Consider the following 17,859-nt stretch of genomic DNA (forward strand, 5'->3'; position numbering starts at 1 on the left):
CAATTCCAGCAAACCCCGTTTGCGGGTTTGCGTCCGAACGTGCGGATAAGAGAATTTCCGGCCCGATATAACCCCTCGGCCCGTCGCATTCAATGTGGCGTCGTCAGCGTCGTTCGGCCAGTTTTGCGGCGTGAAGCCCCAGCATGTACATGGCGATGTTGGAACCGGCGATGGCCGTGATGTCCGCATGGTCATAGGCCGGCGCGACCTCGACCACGTCGGACCCGACGATGTTGAGCGCACCGAGCTTGCGCAGGACCGACAGGATTTTCGCGCTCGACGGGCCGCCGGAGACGGGCGTGCCGGTGCCGGGCGCGAAGGCCGGGTCGAGGCAGTCGATATCGAAGGTGAGGTATGTCGCCCCGTCCCCGACATGGTGGACGATCGCATCGGCGATCTCGCCGGCGCTCATCTCCTCGACGTCATAGCCGTAGAGGATGCGGATGCCGCAATCCTCCGGCGCATGGGTGCGGATGCCGATCTGGATCGAGGTCTCGGGATCGATCAGCCCCTCGCGCACCGCCGTGCCGACGAAGGAGCCGTGGTCGATGCGGCCCTTCTCGTCTGCCCAGGTATCCTGGTGGGCATCGAACTGCACGAGGGAGAGGGGGCCGTATTTTTCCGCATGGGCGCGCAGGAGCGGCAGCGTGATGAAATGGTCGCCGCCGAGCGTCAGCATGTAGGCGCCGGATTTCAGGATCTTCTTCGCCTCGCGCTCGATGGTGCCGGGCGTCTTCTGGTGGTTGCCGTAGTCGAGCAGGCAGTCGCCGTAGTCGATGACGGCCATGTCCGCGAAGAGGTCGCGCTCGAAGGGATATTGCGGGTCGTTGTCCATGATCGCCGAGGCGCGTCGGATGGCCTGCGGCCCGAAGCGCGTGCCGGGCCGGTTGGAGGTCGCGGCATCGAAGGGAATGCCCCAGACGACGGCGTCGACATCCTTCAGGATTTTCGTGTAGCGCCGGCGCATGAAGGAGAGGATGCCTGCATGGGTCGGGTCCGAGGCGGCGCTCTTCAGCGTCTTCGCCGTGATGGCGTGGTCGATCGTCTTGTTGGCCATGAAAGATCCCTCCGAATGTGGCGGGACGTTCGCCAATCATGAGCCGCAAGGCAAGGGATTTTTGAGGCCCAGAAAACGAAAAGGCCGGGGCGAACCCCGGCCTTTCCTGAAGAGCATGTCGTCCGAGCGATCAACGCTTGGAGAACTGGAACGAACGGCGGGCCTTGGCCTTGCCGTACTTCTTGCGTTCGACGACGCGCGAGTCGCGGGTCAGGAAGCCGCCCTTCTTGAGGATCGAGCGCAGGCCCGGCTCGAAGTAGGTCAGCGCCTTGGAGATGCCGTGACGAACGGCACCGGCCTGGCCGGAAAGGCCGCCGCCGGCGACGGTGGCGTCGATGTCGAACTGGCCGTCACGGGCCGCCGCGACGATCGGCTGCTGCAGGATCATCTGCAGGACCGGGCGTGCGAAATAGGCTTCGAACGACTTGCCGTTGACGGTGATCTTGCCGGAGCCCGGCTTGACCCACACGCGGGCGACAGCGTCCTTGCGCTTGCCGGTGGCGTAGGAACGGCCCTGGGCGTCAACCTTCTTGACGTGAACCGGGGCGGAAGCGGCCGGAGCTGCAGCAGCGACGCCGAGGTCCTTGAGCGAGGAGAGGTCGGCCATTATCAGGCGCTCCTTGTGTTCTTGCTGTTCAGCTTGGCGACGTCGAGGGCGACGGGCTGCTGGGCTTCATGCGGGTGGTTGGCGCCGGCGTAGACGCGCAGGTTCTTCATCTGGCGACGGCCGAGCGGGCCACGCGGAACCATGCGTTCGACGGCCTTCTCGAGGACGCGCTCCGGGAAGCGGCCTTCGATGATCTGGCGAGCCGTGCGCTCCTTGATGCCGCCCGGGTAACCGGTGTGCCAGTAGTACTTCTTGTCGGAGTACTTCTTGCCGGTGAAGACGACCTTCTCGGCGTTGATGACGATGACGTTGTCGCCGTCATCGACGTGGGGCGTGAAGGTTGCCTTGTGCTTGCCGCGCAGGCGGTTGGCGATGAGGGTAGCGAGGCGACCGACAACGAGGCCTTCGGCGTCGATGAGGATCCACTTCTTTTCTACCTCGGCGGGCTTCTGTACGAAGGTTGCCATGGGAGATGTCTTTCTTTTGCGATCCCGAAGCTTTGGGGCGACGGGCGTTTCTTGTTGCTTGGTTTGGCCCCTTGCGGATGCCAAAAATCGAACGCGGCCCGTGGGGACCGCGATCTGGAGCGGCTTATAAGCGAGAGCCGATGGGACGTCAAGCGACGCGATCCGAAGGGTGTTAAAGATAATATAGCAAAAACAATGTGTTATTGAAGAGGTATTTTAATACCACAAATTATCGCGGCGGAATTGAATAGGTCGCGGTCGCATGCGCCACCAGATCCTCGCCATCCGCGCCGAAAATCGACGCCTCGATCACCGCCAGCCGCTTGCCGAGCTTGAGCAGCCGGCAGGTGCAGGTGAGGGGGCCGGGTTCGGGCCTCCGCAGGAAGTTGATGTTGAGATTGGTGGTGACGGCGAGCGCTACGGGGCCGATATGCGCCAGCACCACGCAATAGGCCGCGACATCGGCCAGCGCGAACAGGGTGGGGCCGGAGACCGTGCCGCCGGGGCGCAGATGCCGCTCGTTCGGGGCGAGCCGCATGACGACCGTGCCAGGCCCCACATCGGTCACGTCGAAAACCTTTCCATCCGTATGGATCTGCGGAAAATCGGTTTCGAGGAACCGGTTCAGGGCGTCCCGGTCCATGATGGGGGTCAGGGTCATGGTTTCCTCCTCCGCCTGCCTGGCGTTTACAGACCGATTTGCGCCTGTCGGCAAGCCCTCTCAAAGTCTATGTCACCCAACTTGAAACGGGGTGCGGTGAAGCGTAGGACGCTGGGAAAGCTCACAAGGGAGGCGATCATGGCGGATGTGGTGTCGTTCAGGAAAGAGGAACCGGCCGGGCTGGTGCGCGTCGAACGGCATGCGCCGATCCTCAGAATCACGCTCAACAACCCGCCGGCCAATGTTCTCTCCATCGCCGTCATGGAGGCGCTCGGCGAGGCGCTGGATGCGGCCGCAGGCGACGAGGCCATCCGCGTCGTCGTGCTCGCCTCGACCGGAAAGGTGTTTTCCGCCGGCCATGACCTCAAGGAGATGACCGCCCGTCGCGACGACGCGGACGGCGGGCGCGCCTTCTTCGAGAAGACCATGCGCATGGCGGCGGATATCATGCTGAAGATCGCCGCGCTGCCGCAGCCGGTCGTGGCCGAGATCGACGGGCTCGCCACGGCCGCCGGCTGCCAGCTCGTCGCGAGCTGCGACCTTGCCATCTGCACCGACACCTCCGCCTTCTGCACGCCGGGCGTCAATATCGGCCTGTTCTGCTCGACGCCGATGGTCGCCGTCACCCGCGCCGCCCATCCCAAGCAGGCGATGGAGATGCTGCTGACGGGCGAGACGATCGACGCCTCCACCGCCAAGGATTTCGGCCTCGTCAACCGCATCGTGCCGCAGCAGTATCTGCGCCAGGTCGTCGACAAATATGCCGCCGTCATCGCCTCCAAGTCGCCGCAGGCCCTGCGCATCGGCAAGGCCGCCTTCCGCGCCCAGGCCGGCCTGCCGCTTGCCGAAGCCTATGACATCGCCGTCGCGACGATGGTCGACAACATGCTCGTCGACGATGCGAAGGAGGGGATCGGGTCGTTCCTCGGCAAGCGCATGCCGGAGTGGAAATAGCGTCTCAGCCGTAGTGGTAGCGGCAGGCAGCGATTTCCAGAATCTGGGCCGTGCCGCTGCCGGTCACGCGGTAGACCAGTCGGTGCTCGCGCGTGATCCTGCGTGACCAGAAGCCCTTCAGCTCCCCGCGCAACGCCTCGGGCTTGCCGAGGCCGGAAAACGGTTCCCGCCGGCATTCCTTGATCAGGCCGACGATCTTCTCCGCGGTCTTGCGGTCCGTTTCGATCCAATAGGTGAAATCGGCCCAGGCTTCGGGAGAGAAGCAGATTTTCATTCGCCGGTGACGGTCAGCTCATCGAGCGTTCTTGTTTCGCCCTTGCCCGCATCCAGCGACTGCATGGAGCGCAGCAGATGCGCGCGGTTGGCCGGGCCGGCGGTAAGGTACATCGTCTCTTTCCAGCTCTCGAAATCGGCGAGCGACATGACGACCATCGGCTCGCGATTCTGCCGCGTGACGATCAGTTCGTCCCGATCGGCCTCGACGCTGTCGAAGTGCTTGGCAATGTTCGCGCGCAGTTCGGAAAGGCTGACGACCTTCATGTCGATGTCCTCTGTACGATAATATGTACATAAACACTGTGATCGGAGATTTCAATCCTCAAGCCAGCTTCAGCACCAGCACGCCCGCCGCGATCACTGCACCGGCGATGTAGCGCCAGATGCTGGCCTTCTCCTTGAGGATGAAGACCGAGATGAGGAGGGCGAAGAGGATGGCGGTTTCGCGCAGCGCCGCGACGGTGGCGACCGGCGCCTTGGTCATGGCCCAGAGGGCGAGGCCGTAGGAGGCGATGGAGCCGGCGCCGCCGAGGAGGCCACGCACCCAGTTGCGGCGCACATGCGTCCAGACCGGCCTGCTGCCGCGCCGCACGACCGCCCAGCCGAAGAGCAGGACCGGCGGCAGCAGCGACATCCACAGCGTGTAGGAGACGGCATTGCCGGAAACGCGCGCCCCGGCGCCGTCGACGAAGGTATAGGTGGCGATGACGGCGGCGTTCGCCAGCGCATAGGCGATGGCCCGGCGGCTGCCATGGCGCGATTCGAAGGCGAGCGTCAGCACGCCGACGGAGATGACGAGAACGCCCGCCATCGCCCCCGGCGTCAGGTGTTCGCCGAGGACGACGCCGCTCGTCGTGGCGACAAGAAGGGGGGCGGCGCCGCGCATCAGCGGATAGACGAGGCCGATATCGCCGGCCCGGTAGGCGGCGGCCACGAGCTGGAAATAGGCGAATTGCAGGACGGCGGAGGTGAGCACGAAGGGCCAGGCCGCCGGATCGGGCATGGGGACGAACGGCAGGAAGGCAAGGCCGACCATGCCGCCGCCGAGCGACACCATGGCCGCATCGAGCGACTTGTCCGTGCCGGATTTGACGAGGGCATTCCAGACGGCATGAAGAGCCGCGCCGAACAGCACGAGAAAGAGAACGTCTAACGGCAATCTGGGACCTCGAGGGGCAAGCCATTGGGGGAGGGGCTCGGCCCTTCATCTGCGCAATTTCACCGATTTGCAATCGGGATTCTGGCGGGTTTTGCGGCAAAATGGCCGAAGCTGATCCACAATGGCACAATCGGCGCGCGAATGCCGGTCCCGGTGTGGTCGTCTTCTTTAAGGTTCTGCGTTAGCCTGGAGGGCAGGAAGACATGTGAGAGACGGTCGCGAACGCCGGAGGAGGCAGCGATGAACCACGATCACTATCCCGACAGCTATATTCGCCACATCCTCAAATCCGTGCACACGATCGCCGTGCTCGGCGCCTCGCCGAACGACGCGCGGCCGAGCCATGGCGTCATGGGCTTCCTGCTCGGCAAGGGCTATCATGTCATCCCCGTCAATCCCGGCCATGCCGGAAAGACCATCCTCGGCCAGAAGGTCTATGCGCATCTTGCCGATATCGCGGAGCCGATCGACATGGTCGACGTCTTTCGCGCGGCAAGCCAGTTCTCAGCCGTCGTCGACGAGGTGCTGGCGCTCGATCCGCTTCCCTCCGTGCTCTGGGGCCAGTTCACGGTGCGCGACGATGCCGCCGCCGCGCGGGCGGAGGCCGCCGGCATCCAGGTGGTCATGGATCGCTGCCCGGTGACGGAATATCCGGTGCTGATGCTCAAGGCCTCCTGAGCGCCGCGCATATTGACTTCACGCAGCGTTACCCCAATTCTCCGGCAGCAAAACGGGGTAGCCGCATGAACCACGATTCCTATCCGGACTATTACATCGCCGACATCCTGCGTTCGACCAGGCTGATCGCGCTCGTCGGCGCCTCGCCCAATCCGGAGCGCCCCAGCCATCGGGTGATGGCGTTCCTGCTGCGCAAGGGCTATCGCGTCATCCCGGTCAATCCCGGCCAGGCCGGCAAGGAAATCCTCGGCCAGCCGGTCGTCGCCCGTCTTGCCGATATCGTCGAACCCATCGACATGGTCGACGTTTTCCGCGCGGCGGATGCGCTCCCCTCGGTCGTGGAGGAGGTGCTAGCGCTGAATCCGCTGCCGAGGGTCATCTGGGGCCAGCTCTCGGTGCGCCATGACGCGGCGGCGGCAAGGGCGGAGGCGGCCGGCATCAAGGTGGTCATGGATCGCTGCCCGGCGATCGAATATCCCCGCCTCGTCGCGTAAGGTCCGCCATCGGCGCATCGCGGATTGTCGCGCCCGCGCTTTTCCGGAAAATCTTTCTTTGACCGGCTCTTAGCTCTCTGAAATAGTGCGCCCGACTTTAGCCAGGGAGGCCATTTCATGACGAAGAACAAGCCCGGATTTTCAACGCTCGCCATCCACGCCGGCGCCCAGCCGGATCCGACGACGGGCGCGCGCGCGACGCCGATCTACCAGACCACGAGCTTCGTGTTCAACGACACGGACCATGCCGCATCGCTCTTCGGCCTGCAGGCCTTCGGCAACATCTACACCCGCATCATGAACCCGACCCAGGCGGTGCTGGAAGAGCGTGTGGCGGCGCTCGAAGGCGGCACGGCGGCGCTCGCCGTCGCCTCGGGCCATGCCGCCCAGCTCCTCGTCTTCCACACGATCATGCGCCCGGGCGACAACTTCATCGCCGCGCGCCGGCTCTATGGCGGCTCGATCAACCAGTTCGGCCATGCCTTCAAGAGCTTCGACTGGCATGTGCGCTGGGCCGATACGGCCGACCTCTCCTCCTTCGAAAGCCAGATCGACGACAAGACCAAGGCGATCTTCATCGAGAGCCTGGCAAACCCCGGCGGCACCTTCGTCGACATTGCCGGCATCGCCGAGATCGCCCATCGCCACGGCCTGCCGCTCATCGTCGACAACACCATGGCGACGCCCTATCTCGTGCGCCCGCTGGAGCACGGCGCCGACATCGTCGTGCATTCGCTGACCAAGTTCATGGGCGGCCATGGCAATTCCATGGGCGGCGTCATCGTCGACGGCGGCACCTTCGACTGGACGGCCTCCGGCAAATATCCGATGCTGTCCGAGCCGCGGCCGGAATATGCTGGCATCGTGCTGCATGCCACCTTCGGCAACTTCGCCTTCGCCATCGCCTGCCGCGTGCTGGGCCTGCGCGATTTCGGCCCCGCCATCTCGCCCTTCAACGCCTTCCAGATCCTGACCGGCATCGAAACCCTGCCGCTGAGGATGCAGCGCCATTGCGACAATGCGCTCGCCGTCGCCAAATGGCTGAAGGGCCACGACAAGATCTCCTGGGTCACCTATGCGGGCCTGGAGGACGATCCGAACCATGCCACCCAGCAGCGCTATTCGCCCAAGGGTGCCGGTGCCGTCTTCACCTTCGGCCTCAAGGGCGGCTACGAATCGGGCAAGCGCTTCGTCGAGGGCCTGGAAATGCTCTCGCACCTCGCCAATATCGGCGACACGCGCTCCCTCGTCATCCACCCGGCCTCGACCACCCATCGCCAGCTCAGCGAGGAGCAGCAGGTCGCCGCCGGCGCCGGCCCCGACGTCGTGCGCCTGTCGATCGGCATCGAGGACGTCGCCGACATCATCGCGGATATCGAGCAGGCGCTGGCCAAGGCGTGAACCTCTCCGGGCGGCTTTCGAGCCGCCCGTTTCCTTTCGGGAAAGGGACAGCAGCATGAGCAAGGCGCAACCCTTCGACGCCTCCGGCATCACGCCCGAGGAAGGCCGCCCGGCCGCCGACCGGCTGATCGCGGGCGACCCGGTCTTCACCACCTGGAACATCGAGGAGGCCGACGGCAGAATCTATGCCGGCATCTGGCAGTCGACGCCGGGAAAATGGCGCATCCAGTACGACGAGTGGGAGTATTTTCACATCCTGGAGGGGCACTCGATCGTGGTTTCGGAAAATGGCGAGACCACCCACCTGAAGGCCGGCGACCGCCTGATCCTGAGACCCGGCTTCAAGGGAACCTGGGAAGTCGTTGAAACGACTCGCAAGGACTACGTCATCCGCGTCTAGCAATGCCAGAAAAAGTGTGCCCCTGGACTTTACCAGGACGTCACCACTCCAGCTCCAGCGCCTCCAGCCCGTGGAAGTGGTAGACATCCTTCACCACGGGCTTCTTCGCGATCCGCAGGTTCGGCAGGCGCTGGAAGAGGATCGGCAGGGCGATGTTGAGCTCCAGCCGGGCGAGCGGCGCGCCGATGCAGAAGTGGATGCCGGCGCCGAAGGAGAGGTTGGCGCCCTCGTTGCGGTCCGGCATGAAGACGAGGGGATCGGTGAATTTCCTCGGGTCGAGATTGGCGGCCGCGAGGATCATCGCCACCTTGTCGCCGCGGCGGAAGTGGATGCCGTCGAGTTCGACATCCTCCAGCGCGAAACGGTCGAAGATGTGCACCGGCGCGGAGATGCGCAGGCATTCCTCGACCGTGCGCTCCGTCGCCTTCCCGCCGGCGAAGAGCACCGAAGGATCGGCGCCGTTTTCCAGGATGGTGCGCACCGCATTGCCGATCTGGTGCACCGTGGCCTCGTGGCCGGCATTGAGCAGCACGATGGTCGTTGAGATCAGCTCGTCCTCGGTCAGGAGCTGGCCGCGGTGCTCCGTATGCACCATGTGCGAGAGCAGGTCGTCGCGCGGGTCCGCCCGGCGCTCGGCGATGACGCCGCGGACATAGGCGGAGAATTCTTCGGCCGCCCTGTCGGCCGCGATCTCGTCCGCGTGCGTGCGGCCGAACATGTACATGCGCACATAGGCATGCGACCATTTCAGGAGCTGCGGTCCCATCTCGTCGGGAATGCCGATCATGCGGGCGATCATCGTCACCGGCAGGATGTCGGCGAAGGCGGAGAGCAGTTCGACTTTCCCGTCCTTCTCGAACCGATCGATCGCCTCATGGCAGAGCGCGGAAATCTCCGGCGTCAGCTTCTCGATCATGCGCGAGACGAAGGCGCGGTTGACGAGGGTGCGCAGCCGTGTGTGTTCTGGCGGCTCCAGCTCCAGCAGCGACCAGGCTTCGGCGGCGTCGAAATGGGCGAGATGCGCCTGCGGCTCCGGCAGGCCCAGCTCCTCCCGCGTCGCCACATGCAGGATCTGCCGGCCGAAGCGGCGGTCGCGCAGGAGGCCGTTCACATGGTCGTAGCCGGTGAAGTACCACATCTTCTGCTCTTCCCACCAGAAGGTGGGACAGTGCGCATGCAGCGCCGCGTAAACCGGGTTCGGATCGCGGTAGAAATCGGGATTGCGGCCGTCGAGCGAGACGCGGCGGCTGGCGGGATCGATGGAGAGGAAGGGGAGATGTGTCGTCGTCATGGCCCATCGGTAACGAATTCCGGCGTAAAGGAAAACCAGAATTTGCTTGAACGGCGATAATAAACTAAGTTCATTGAACTAAGTCCACAGGAGGCGAACATGCGTGTCGTCAACATTCACGAAGCGAAGACCCATCTTTCGCGCCTTGTCGAACAGGCTGCGGACGGAGAATCGTTCGTCATCGCCAAGGCGGGCAAGCCGATGGTCCGGGTCGTGCCGCTGGAGGAGCCGGTCAGGAAGCCGGCTCCGAGTCGCTTCGGATTCCTTTCGGGACATCTGCGGATCCCCGACGATTTCGACATGATGGGGCAGGACGAGATCGAAACGATGTTCCGCGGTGAAGAATGAGACTGCTGATTGACACGCATCTCCTGATCTGGGCCGCCGAAGGGATCGAGCGCCTGAGCGCGGAAGCAGTCAAGCTGATGGGCGACCAGGACAATGTGCTGGTCTTCAGCGCTGCGAGCATTTGGGAGGTCGCGATCAAGCAGGCTTTGAACCGGCAGGATTTCTCTGTCGATGCATCGCTTCTGCGACGCGGTCTCATCGAAAGCGGCTACGAGGAACTGCCGATCGCCGCCGCTCACGCAATCGCGGTGGCGGACCTTCCGGGCATTCACAATGATCCCTTCGACCGCATGCTTATCGCCCAGGCGCGAACGGAGGGACTTCTGCTGCTTACTGCCGATCGACGGCTGGCATCCTATCCGGGGCCGATCCGGCTCGTCTGATCTTATTCTCCAATGGCAATGCCCTCTCGCCGCGGATCGGCAGCGCCAGTGAGGCCGTCGGCGGAGAGGGTGATGGCGTGCAGGCCGGAGTTCAGTTCGCTCAGCTTCACCTCGTAGCCGAGGGCCTTCAGCGGTTCGGCGAGCTTTTCCGCGTCCGTTCCGGCTTCGAGGTCGTAGGGGCCGAAGCGGTTGACGAGGTGCGGCATGGCGACGACCGCGCCGACATCCATGCCCCAGTCGATATGGGCGATCAGCGCCTGGGCGACATAGCCGATGATCTGGCTGCCGCCGGGCGAGCCGATGGCCAGCACGGGCTTGCCGTCCTTCAGCACGATGGTCGGCGACATGGAGGAACGGGGGCGCTTTCCGGGCTCCACGCGGTTGGCGACGGGCAGGCCCTCGTCATGGGTCTTGAAGGAGAAGTCGGTGAGTTCGTTGTTGAGCAGGAAGCCGCCGGTCATCAGCCGGGAGCCGAAGCCGTTCTCGATGGTGGTCGTCATCGAGACGACATTACCCGCTTTGTCGACGATGACGAAATGGCTGGTGGAAGGCCGTTCGAGCGCGGCGTCGCGGCCGAAGTTGAAGGCGTGGTCCCATTCCGGCTTGCCTGCTGTCACGGCGTCGTCGGCAAGCGCCCTGTCGCCGTCGAGCAGCCTTGCACGCTCGCCGAGATAGGTTTTCTCCAGAAGCCCCTTTATCGGGGCGGGCACGAAATCCGTGTCGGCGAGGTAACGCTCGCGGTCGGCGAAGGCGAGGCGCTGGGCGTCGCCGATCAGCCGCCAGCTTTCCGGATTGTCCCTGCCGAGCGCCTTGAGGTCGAAATTCTCCAGCATGCCGAGCATCTGGCCGATGGCGACCGCGCCGGAGGAGGGCGGCCCCATGCCGCAGACGTCGAGCGCGCGATAGGCGACGCAGACCGGCCGGCGCTCCTTCACCTGGTAGTTGGCGAGATCGGCGAGCGAGAGCACGCCGGCGTTCCTTCCCGATGTGCGCACCGTATCGACGATCGCCTCGGCGATCGGGCCGCCATAGAAGGCCGCCGCGCCGCCTCTGGCGATGGCGGAAAGCGTCTCGGCATAGGCCGGATTCCTGAGGATGCTGCCGGCCTTCAGCGGCGCGCCGTCGGCGCCGAAGAAGTAGGCGGTGGTCGCCTCGAAGGTCTTCAGCCGGTCGCCCTCCGCGGCGACGAGCCCGGCAAGGCGCGGCGAGACGGCAAAGCCGTCGCGGGCGAGTTTTTCCGCCGGCGCAAAAAGGTCCTGCCAGGGTGTCTGGCCCCAGCGGTTGTGCGCCTCCTGCATCAGCATGACGGTGCCCGGCGTGCCGACCGAGCGCCCGCCGACGACGGCGTCGAAGAACTGCATCGGCGCGCCCTTGTCGTCGAGGAAGAGTTTGGGCGTCGCCTCCATCGGCGCCGTCTCGCGGCCGTCGAGCGTGGTGAGGCGGCCCGTCCCGGCATCGTAATAGACGAGGAAGGCGCCGCCGCCGAGACCGGAGGATTGCGGCTCGACGAGGCCGAGCACGGTCTGCACGGCGATCATGGCGTCGATCGCGCTGCCGCCGCCGGCGAGGATCCTTTCGCCGGCCTCGGCCGCAAGCGGATGGGCGGCCGCCACCATATGGGTCTTCGCGGTGATGACCTTCGCCGCCGCAAGGCCTGTCGAGCGCTCGGGCGCGACGCTGTCGGAGGCCTGCTGGGCGGACGCCCCGGCCGATGTCAGGAAAAGAAGCCCGAGGGCGACGAGGGATCGTTTCATCATGGCTGCCTCCGCTGGAGAAGGATATAGTGCAGACAATCGCCGGGGGGAGGCAAGGCGCGGATCGGGATTCATCCTTCCTTCACCCTGCCGGCGGTTCGGTTGTGGAAATCGCCGCCACCCGTTGCGTGAGTTAACTGCATTCTCGCATAGAGCGCCGCAAAACGCGCATCTGTCTTGAAGTCCGCCACCCTGACACTCTATGTAGGGAAGATGAAACTTGCTGATTCCCAACGCTTGGCGCGGGGTTTCAGGGCCACACCGATGAAGGATTGACATGAGAAATCCCGTAGATACCGCCATGGCTCTGGTGCCGATGGTCGTCGAGCAGACCAACCGCGGCGAGCGTTCCTACGACATCTATTCGCGCCTCCTGAAGGAGCGCATCATCTTCCTGACGGGTCCCGTCGAGGATCACATCGCCACGCTCGTCTGCGCGCAGCTCCTCTTCCTCGAAGCGGAAAACCCGAAGAAGGAAATCGCGCTCTACATCAATTCGCCGGGCGGCGTCGTCACCTCGGGCATGGCGATCTACGATACGATGCAGTTCATCAAGCCGGCCGTCTCGACGCTCTGCATCGGCCAGGCCGCGTCGATGGGCTCGCTGCTGCTGGCCGCCGGCCACAAGGACATGCGCTTTGCGACGCCGAACGCCCGCATCATGGTGCACCAGCCCTCGGGCGGCTTCCAGGGCCAGGCGTCGGACATCGAGCGCCACGCCAAGGACATCCTCAAGATGAAGCGCAAGCTGAACGAGGTCTATGTCAAGCACTGCGGCCGCACCTACGAGGAAGTGGAACAGACGCTCGACCGTGACCATTTCATGAGTGCCGACGAGGCGAAGGAATGGGGTCTTGTCGATCGCGTCATCACGAGCCGCGAGGCGATCGAGGGCGCAGAAAGCGTGTAATGTCATGGTTTTGCCGCGGATGAAGCTATTGTGACACATTTGTAAGGGTCACGGGGCTTTATCCGCACCGCAAAGCCGGTAATATTGGTCGTTAATGCTATGTTGATGTGTGACGGCCTAGCATTTGGTATTTCGGTGGGGGATTCGTTGCCACCGGTTTTGGGCGATGCCCTGTCCGGTCAGTACCCCTGGAGCCTTTGAAGGAAAGCGCGAGCGGCTCCGGCAAAGGCGGTTTGAGTTGTCCGGCCATCTTCCGGGAGATGAACGGCGTGCTGGAAGGAAAGTGATATGAGCAAGGTCAGCGGCAGCAACGGCGGCGACTCCAAGAATACCCTCTACTGCTCCTTCTGCGGCAAGAGCCAGCACGAGGTCCGCAAACTGATTGCCGGACCGACGGTGTTCATCTGCGATGAATGCGTCGAATTGTGCATGGACATCATCCGCGAGGAGAACAAGACCTCGATGGTGAAATCCCGCGACGGCGTTCCCACGCCCCAGGATATCATCAAGGTCCTCGACGAATACGTCATCGGCCAGCAGCAGGCGAAACGCATCCTGTCGGTGGCGGTGCACAACCACTACAAGCGCCTGGCGCATGCCGCCAAGGGCTCGGACGTGGAACTGGCGAAGTCGAACATCATGCTGGTCGGCCCGACGGGCTGCGGCAAGACCTATCTCGCCCAGACGCTCGCCCGCATCATCGACGTGCCCTTCACCATGGCCGACGCCACGACGCTGACCGAAGCCGGTTACGTTGGCGAGGACGTGGAGAACATCATCCTGAAGCTGCTTCAGGCGGCCGACTACAATGTCGAGCGCGCCCAGCGCGGCATCGTCTATATCGACGAGGTCGACAAGATCTCGCGCAAGTCCGACAACCCGTCCATCACCCGGGACGTGTCGGGCGAGGGCGTGCAGCAGGCGCTTCTGAAGATCATGGAAGGCACGGTCGCCTCGGTTCCGCCGCAGGGCGGCCGCAAGCATCCGCAGCAGGAATTCCTGCAGGTCGACACGACGAACATCCTGTTCATCTGCGGCGGCGCCTTTGCCGGCCTCGACAAGATCATCTCCGCCCGCGGCGAGAAGACCTCGATCGGCTTCGGCGCGACGGTGCGTGCACCGGAAGACCGCCGCGTCGGCGAGGTGCTGCGCGAGCTGGAGCCGGAAGACCTGGTGAAGTTCGGCCTCATCCCGGAATTCATCGGTCGCCTGCCGGTCCTGGCGACGCTGGAGGACCTCGACGAGGACGCGCTGATCCAGATCCTGTCGGAGCCGAAGAACGCGCTCGTCAAGCAGTACCAGCGCCTGTTCGAGATGGAAGACGTGGAACTGACCTTCCACGAGGACGCGCTGCGCGAGATCGCCCGCAAGGCGATCGTCCGCAAGACCGGCGCGCGCGGCCTGCGCTCGATCATGGAGAAGATCCTGCTCGACACGATGTTCGAACTGCCGACGCTGGAAGGCGTGCGCGAGGTCGTCATCTCCGACGAGGTGGTCAAGGGCTCGGCCCGTCCACTCTACATCTATTCGGAGCGTTCCGACGAGAAGGCCAACGTTTCGGCCTGATCGTGCCGGACCTGTTCAGGAAGGACCCGCCGCCGGCGGGTCTTTTCGTTTGAGGCACCTGGTGACATTTCGTGACTGGTCGCGTGCCGCGGGAAGGGGCATGATGGGCAAGCTTCCGCTGCTTCGTCGAGCCGTTGCGAAACGGTCTGCGCCGGGCCAGAATGGAAGGCGTCGATTCTGTGCTGTGTATGCTCCGGCGGTCCCGTCGGGGGGAGGCCGCAAGTTCCGCGACAGCGCGGAAGACTACACTTCCTGTCGCTGGTTCGCTTGTCCGTCGTGGAGTGGGGCACTCTGCAACCGGGCTTGAAAATGTGTTAACCGCACGCCACTTGTGGATGGAAAAGATCGCCGGCCCGGCACCCCAAGCGCCGAATGGTCCGGTTCCCGGAAACGGGACGTTTGAAAGGAAATGACATGACGAAAAAGACGTCTGCGTCGCACGACTCCACGGCCTTCCCGGTCCTGCCCCTGCGCGACATCGTGGTGTTCCCGCACATGATCGTCCCGCTGTTCGTCGGCCGCGAGAAGTCGATCCGCGCCCTGGAAGAGGTGATGGGCACCGACAAGCAGATCATGCTTGCCACCCAGATCAATGCCTCCGACGACGATCCGGAAGTCGACGCCATCTACCGCATCGGCACCGTCGCCAACGTGCTCCAGCTCCTCAAGCTGCCCGACGGCACCGTCAAGGTGCTGGTCGAAGGCCGCGCGCGTGCCGAGATCGACGGCTACACGGACCGCGAGGAATTCTACGAGGCGATGGCCCATGTCCTGGCCGAGCCCGAAGAGGACCCGGTGGAGATCGAGGCGCTGTCGCGCTCGGTCGTCTCCGAGTTCGAGAACTATGTGAAGCTCAACAAGAAGATTTCGCCGGAAGTCGTCGGCGCCGCGAGCCAGATCGAGGATTACTCGAAGCTCGCCGACACCGTCGCTTCGCACCTTTCCATCAAGATCGTCGAAAAGCAGGAGATGCTCGAGACGACCAGCGTCAAGCTGCGCCTTGAAAAGGCGCTCGGCTTCATGGAAGGCGAGATTTCCGTCCTGCAGGTCGAAAAGCGCATCCGCTCGCGTGTCAAGCGCCAGATGGAGAAGACCCAGCGCGAGTACTACCTCAACGAACAGATGAAGGCGATCCAGAAGGAGCTCGGCGACGGCGAGGATGGCCGCGACGAGATGGCTGAACTGGAAGAGAAGATCGCCAAGGCCAAGCTCTCCAAGGAGGCCCGCGAGAAGGCGGATGCCGAATTGAAGAAGCTGCGCCAGATGAGCCCGATGTCGGCGGAAGCCACCGTCGTGCGCAACTATCTCGACTGGCTGACGGGCATTCCGTGGGGCAAGAAGTCGAAGATCAAGACCGACCTCAACGCCGCGGAGAAGATCCTCGACGAGGATCATTTCGGCCTCGACAAGGTCAAGGAGCGCATCGTCGAATATCTCGCCGTGCAGGCCCGCTCGACCAAGATCAAGGGCCCGATCCTGTGCCTCGTCGGCCCTCCGGGCGTCGGCAAGACCTCGCTTGCGAAATCGATCGCCAAGGCGACCGGCCGTGAGTACATCCGCATGGCGCTCGGCGGCGTGCGCGACGAGGCCGAGATCCGCGGCCACCGCCGCACCTATATCGGCTCGATGCCCGGCAAGGTCATCCAGTCGATGAAGAAGGCGAAGAAGTCCAACCCGCTCTTCCTGCTCGACGAGATCGACAAGATGGGCATGGATTTCCGCGGCGACCCGTCCTCGGCCCTGCTGGAGGTGCTCGATCCGGAACAGAACTCGACCTTCATGGACCACTACCTGGAAGTCGAATACGACCTGTCCAACGTCATGTTCGTGACGACGGCGAACACGCTGAACATTCCCGCGCCCCTGATGGACCGCATGGAAGTGATCCGCATCGCCGGCTACACGGAAGAGGAAAAGCTGGAGATCGCCAAACGGCACCTGCTGCCCAAGGCGATCCGCGACCACGCGCTGCAGCCGAAGGAATTCTCGGTCACCGACGGCGCGCTGATGGCGGTCATCCAGCAGTATACCCGCGAGGCGGGCGTCCGTAACTTCGAGCGTGAACTGATGAAGCTCGCCCGCAAGGCGGTCACCGAGATCATCAAGGGCAAGTCGAAGACGGTCGAGGTCACGGCGGACAACATCCATGACTTCCTCGGCGTTCCGCGCTTCCGCCACGGCGAAGCCGAGCGCGAGGATCAGGTCGGCGTCGTCACGGGCCTTGCCTGGACGGAAGTCGGCGGCGAGCTGCTCACCATCGAAGGCGTCAGCCTGCCGGGTGGCAAGGGCCGCATGACGGTGACCGGCAACCTGAAGGACGTGATGAAGGAATCGATCTCGGCGGCGGCCTCCTATGTCCGCTCGCGTGCCGTCGATTTCGGCATCGAGCCGCCGCGCTTCGACAAGACGGACATCCACGTGCACGTGCCGGAAGGCGCGACGCCGAAGGACGGCCCGTCGGCCGGCATCGCCATGGCGACCGCCATCGTCTCCATCATGACCGGCATCCCGGTCTCGAAGGACATCGCGATGACGGGCGAGGTGACGCTGCGCGGCCGGGTGCTGCCGATCGGCGGCCTGAAGGAAAAGCTGCTCGCGGCGCTTCGCGGCGGCATCAAGAAGGTGCTGATCCCGGAAGAGAACGCCAAGGACCTGGCGGACATTCCGGACAACGTGAAGAACAACATGGAGATCGTCCCGGTCTCGCGCATGGGCGAGGTGATCAAGCATGCGCTGGTCCGCCGGCCGGAGCCGATCGAGTGGGACGGCACGGTCGAGGATGCCAAGGTTCCGGCGGTCGAATCGACCGACGAGGGCACGGGCGCGATCGCGCATTGAGCCTTAGCGCCGGGTGGCACACCCGGCATTTTGGAGCGAAACGGGAAAAGACCGGCCTTTCGGCCGGTCTTTTTCGTTGAAAAACGTGTGTAAAGCCCGGATTCTCAGGGTTTTGCGGCGAAATTTTCTTGCGAGGCGAGGGGCGATGCGTATTCTGCCCCCGACTTGTATGAGTCGTTTCAAACCGTATGAAAGGGGTGGAAACATGAACAAGAATGAACTCGTATCCGCAGTGGCTGAGAAGTCTGGCCTCTCCAAGACGGACGCAGCATCTGCTGTCGACGCCGTTTTCGAGACGATCCAGGGCGAACTCAAGAACGGCGGCGACGTTCGTCTCGTCGGTTTCGGCAATTTCTCCGTATCGCGCCGTGAAGCTTCGAAGGGCCGCAACCTCTCGACCGGCGCCGAGATCGAGATTCCGGCACGCAACGTGCCGAAGTTCTCGGCCGGCAAGGGCCTGAAGGACGCCGTCAACGGCTGATCCTTGGTTCGGGCAGAGCGGTTATCCACTCCGCCGCCAAACCTGAAGTTCAGGGTCGGGGTCCGGTTCTTCCGGGCCCCCTTTTATTTGCATGGGGGAAGGGCTCCGCCTGTTGCCGAATTGTCATCTGCCTG

The 17,859-nt window shown here is 63.9% G+C and carries 20 protein-coding genes; 11 read left to right on the forward strand and 9 right to left on the reverse strand.

The genetic code is table 11. From position 1 onward, the window contains the following. Window positions 1-103 precede the first annotated feature (103 nt). The 4 genes from speB to EV665_RS05075 all read right to left on the reverse strand — a co-directional run bounded on the left by speB (window position 104) and on the right by EV665_RS05075 (window position 2,792). On the reverse strand, window positions 104-1,057 hold the full coding sequence (speB, locus tag EV665_RS05060; protein ID WP_064329730.1) for an agmatinase: 954 nt from the start codon (window positions 1,055-1,057) through the stop codon (window positions 104-106). 130 nt (window positions 1,058-1,187) lie between these two features. After that, complete coding sequence (gene rpsI / locus EV665_RS05065) at window positions 1,188-1,664, reverse strand: 30S ribosomal protein S9 (RefSeq protein WP_064329731.1); 477 nt, start codon at window positions 1,662-1,664, stop codon at window positions 1,188-1,190. 2 nt (window positions 1,665-1,666) lie between these two features. Next, window positions 1,667-2,131 carry a 50S ribosomal protein L13 gene (rplM, locus tag EV665_RS05070; protein WP_064329732.1) on the reverse strand — a complete coding sequence of 155 codons (465 nt, stop codon included), beginning with the start codon at window positions 2,129-2,131 and terminating at the stop codon, window positions 1,667-1,669. A 229-nt stretch (window positions 2,132-2,360) separates the two neighbouring features. Continuing rightward, window positions 2,361-2,792 carry a PaaI family thioesterase gene (locus EV665_RS05075; protein WP_133033303.1) on the reverse strand — a complete coding sequence of 144 codons (432 nt, stop codon included), beginning with the start codon at window positions 2,790-2,792 and terminating at the stop codon, window positions 2,361-2,363. A 138-nt stretch (window positions 2,793-2,930) separates the two neighbouring features. Between EV665_RS05075 and EV665_RS05080 the strand changes: the two genes are divergently transcribed. Beyond that, the gene (locus EV665_RS05080) at window positions 2,931-3,746 is read left to right on the forward strand and encodes an enoyl-CoA hydratase (protein ID WP_133033304.1); all 816 of its coding nucleotides are present in this window, start codon (window positions 2,931-2,933) and stop codon (window positions 3,744-3,746) included. A 4-nt stretch (window positions 3,747-3,750) separates the two neighbouring features. Here the strand turns inward: EV665_RS05080 and EV665_RS05085 are convergent, their stop codons facing one another. Genes EV665_RS05085 through EV665_RS05095 form a run of 3 tightly spaced genes read right to left on the reverse strand, consistent with a single transcriptional unit; the run spans window position 3,751 to window position 5,181 of the window. After that, entirely contained in the window at window positions 3,751-4,020 is a 270-nt protein-coding gene (locus EV665_RS05085; RefSeq protein WP_133033305.1) for a Txe/YoeB family addiction module toxin, read from the reverse strand. Next, a complete protein-coding gene (locus EV665_RS05090) occupies window positions 4,017-4,286 on the reverse strand; it encodes a type II toxin-antitoxin system Phd/YefM family antitoxin (protein WP_133033306.1) in 270 nt (89 codons plus the stop codon). Before EV665_RS05090 ends, EV665_RS05085 begins: the two co-directional genes overlap by 4 nt. A gap of 58 nt (window positions 4,287-4,344) precedes the next feature. Then, window positions 4,345-5,181, reverse strand: coding sequence for an EamA family transporter (locus EV665_RS05095; RefSeq protein ID WP_064329737.1), 837 nt, complete (start codon window positions 5,179-5,181; stop codon window positions 4,345-4,347). Between the two features lie 240 nt (window positions 5,182-5,421). On the opposite strand from EV665_RS05095, the gene EV665_RS05100 reads away from it, so the two are divergent. The 4 genes from EV665_RS05100 to EV665_RS05115 all read left to right on the forward strand — a co-directional run bounded on the left by EV665_RS05100 (window position 5,422) and on the right by EV665_RS05115 (window position 8,154). Then, on the forward strand, window positions 5,422-5,859 hold the full coding sequence (locus EV665_RS05100; protein WP_064329738.1) for a CoA-binding protein: 438 nt from the start codon (window positions 5,422-5,424) through the stop codon (window positions 5,857-5,859). A 65-nt stretch (window positions 5,860-5,924) separates the two neighbouring features. Then, complete coding sequence (locus tag EV665_RS05105) at window positions 5,925-6,353, forward strand: CoA-binding protein (protein ID WP_064329739.1); 429 nt, start codon at window positions 5,925-5,927, stop codon at window positions 6,351-6,353. 117 nt (window positions 6,354-6,470) lie between these two features. Then, a complete protein-coding gene (locus EV665_RS05110) occupies window positions 6,471-7,754 on the forward strand; it encodes an O-acetylhomoserine aminocarboxypropyltransferase (protein WP_064329740.1) in 1,284 nt (427 codons plus the stop codon). A gap of 55 nt (window positions 7,755-7,809) precedes the next feature. After that, a complete protein-coding gene (locus EV665_RS05115) occupies window positions 7,810-8,154 on the forward strand; it encodes a cupin domain-containing protein (protein WP_133033307.1) in 345 nt (114 codons plus the stop codon). Window positions 8,155-8,194: 40 nt separating this feature from the next. Here EV665_RS05115 and EV665_RS05120 read toward each other — a convergent pair whose 3' ends face one another. Continuing rightward, entirely contained in the window at window positions 8,195-9,445 is a 1,251-nt protein-coding gene (locus tag EV665_RS05120; protein ID WP_133033308.1) for a cytochrome P450, read from the reverse strand. Window positions 9,446-9,544: 99 nt separating this feature from the next. Here EV665_RS05120 and EV665_RS05125 point away from each other — a divergent pair, with 99 nt between their 5' ends. Together EV665_RS05125 and EV665_RS05130 are read left to right on the forward strand one after the other, a co-directional pair. Next, window positions 9,545-9,793, forward strand: coding sequence for a type II toxin-antitoxin system Phd/YefM family antitoxin (locus EV665_RS05125; RefSeq protein ID WP_133033309.1), 249 nt, complete (start codon window positions 9,545-9,547; stop codon window positions 9,791-9,793). Then, window positions 9,790-10,176: a type II toxin-antitoxin system VapC family toxin gene (locus tag EV665_RS05130; protein WP_064329744.1), complete on the forward strand. Its 387-nt coding sequence runs from the start codon at window positions 9,790-9,792 to the stop codon at window positions 10,174-10,176. Before EV665_RS05125 ends, EV665_RS05130 begins: the two co-directional genes overlap by 4 nt. Window positions 10,177-10,178: 2 nt before the next feature. Here EV665_RS05130 and ggt read toward each other — a convergent pair whose 3' ends face one another. Continuing rightward, a complete protein-coding gene (gene ggt, locus EV665_RS05135) occupies window positions 10,179-11,933 on the reverse strand; it encodes a gamma-glutamyltransferase (protein ID WP_133033310.1) in 1,755 nt (584 codons plus the stop codon). Between the two features lie 274 nt (window positions 11,934-12,207). On the opposite strand from ggt, the gene clpP reads away from it, so the two are divergent. The 4 genes from clpP (at window position 12,208) to hupB (ending at window position 17,725) form a co-directional block, all read left to right on the forward strand. Beyond that, window positions 12,208-12,840: an ATP-dependent Clp endopeptidase proteolytic subunit ClpP gene (gene clpP / locus EV665_RS05140; protein WP_064329746.1), complete on the forward strand. Its 633-nt coding sequence runs from the start codon at window positions 12,208-12,210 to the stop codon at window positions 12,838-12,840. A gap of 288 nt (window positions 12,841-13,128) precedes the next feature. Next, entirely contained in the window at window positions 13,129-14,406 is a 1,278-nt protein-coding gene (gene clpX / locus EV665_RS05145) for an ATP-dependent Clp protease ATP-binding subunit ClpX (RefSeq protein ID WP_064329747.1), read from the forward strand. A gap of 414 nt (window positions 14,407-14,820) precedes the next feature. Beyond that, complete coding sequence (gene lon / locus EV665_RS05150; protein WP_064329748.1) at window positions 14,821-17,244, forward strand: endopeptidase La; 2,424 nt, start codon at window positions 14,821-14,823, stop codon at window positions 17,242-17,244. 205 nt (window positions 17,245-17,449) lie between these two features. Beyond that, a complete protein-coding gene (hupB, locus tag EV665_RS05155; protein WP_023516583.1) occupies window positions 17,450-17,725 on the forward strand; it encodes a DNA-binding protein HupB in 276 nt (91 codons plus the stop codon). Window positions 17,726-17,859: the final 134 nt, after the last annotated feature.

This window comes from Shinella granuli (assembly GCF_004341885.1).
In the GTDB taxonomy this organism is placed as follows: domain Bacteria; phylum Pseudomonadota; class Alphaproteobacteria; order Rhizobiales; family Rhizobiaceae; genus Shinella; species Shinella granuli.

Excerpts from the sequence above, each read along its gene's own strand:
- speB (WP_064329730.1), bottom strand. The coding sequence starts at position 1,057 with ATGGCCAACAAGACGATCGACCACGCCATCACGGCGAAGACGCTGAAG.
- lon (WP_064329748.1), top strand. The coding sequence starts at position 14,821 with ATGACGAAAAAGACGTCTGCGTCGCACGACTCCACGGCCTTCCCGGTC.
- EV665_RS05120 (WP_133033308.1), bottom strand. The coding sequence starts at position 9,445 with ATGACGACGACACATCTCCCCTTCCTCTCCATCGATCCCGCCAGCCGC.
- EV665_RS05105 (WP_064329739.1), top strand. The coding sequence starts at position 5,925 with ATGAACCACGATTCCTATCCGGACTATTACATCGCCGACATCCTGCGT.
- EV665_RS05125 (WP_133033309.1), top strand. The coding sequence starts at position 9,545 with ATGCGTGTCGTCAACATTCACGAAGCGAAGACCCATCTTTCGCGCCTT.
- EV665_RS05085 (WP_133033305.1), bottom strand. The coding sequence starts at position 4,020 with ATGAAAATCTGCTTCTCTCCCGAAGCCTGGGCCGATTTCACCTATTGG.
- EV665_RS05100 (WP_064329738.1), top strand. The coding sequence starts at position 5,422 with ATGAACCACGATCACTATCCCGACAGCTATATTCGCCACATCCTCAAA.
- ggt (WP_133033310.1), bottom strand. The coding sequence starts at position 11,933 with ATGATGAAACGATCCCTCGTCGCCCTCGGGCTTCTTTTCCTGACATCG.
- EV665_RS05115 (WP_133033307.1), top strand. The coding sequence starts at position 7,810 with ATGAGCAAGGCGCAACCCTTCGACGCCTCCGGCATCACGCCCGAGGAA.
- hupB (WP_023516583.1), top strand. The coding sequence starts at position 17,450 with ATGAACAAGAATGAACTCGTATCCGCAGTGGCTGAGAAGTCTGGCCTC.
- clpX (WP_064329747.1), top strand. The coding sequence starts at position 13,129 with ATGAGCAAGGTCAGCGGCAGCAACGGCGGCGACTCCAAGAATACCCTC.
- clpP (WP_064329746.1), top strand. The coding sequence starts at position 12,208 with ATGAGAAATCCCGTAGATACCGCCATGGCTCTGGTGCCGATGGTCGTC.
- rplM (WP_064329732.1), bottom strand. The coding sequence starts at position 2,131 with ATGGCAACCTTCGTACAGAAGCCCGCCGAGGTAGAAAAGAAGTGGATC.
- EV665_RS05130 (WP_064329744.1), top strand. The coding sequence starts at position 9,790 with ATGAGACTGCTGATTGACACGCATCTCCTGATCTGGGCCGCCGAAGGG.
- EV665_RS05090 (WP_133033306.1), bottom strand. The coding sequence starts at position 4,286 with ATGAAGGTCGTCAGCCTTTCCGAACTGCGCGCGAACATTGCCAAGCAC.
- rpsI (WP_064329731.1), bottom strand. The coding sequence starts at position 1,664 with ATGGCCGACCTCTCCTCGCTCAAGGACCTCGGCGTCGCTGCTGCAGCT.
- EV665_RS05075 (WP_133033303.1), bottom strand. The coding sequence starts at position 2,792 with ATGACCCTGACCCCCATCATGGACCGGGACGCCCTGAACCGGTTCCTC.
- EV665_RS05110 (WP_064329740.1), top strand. The coding sequence starts at position 6,471 with ATGACGAAGAACAAGCCCGGATTTTCAACGCTCGCCATCCACGCCGGC.
- EV665_RS05080 (WP_133033304.1), top strand. The coding sequence starts at position 2,931 with ATGGCGGATGTGGTGTCGTTCAGGAAAGAGGAACCGGCCGGGCTGGTG.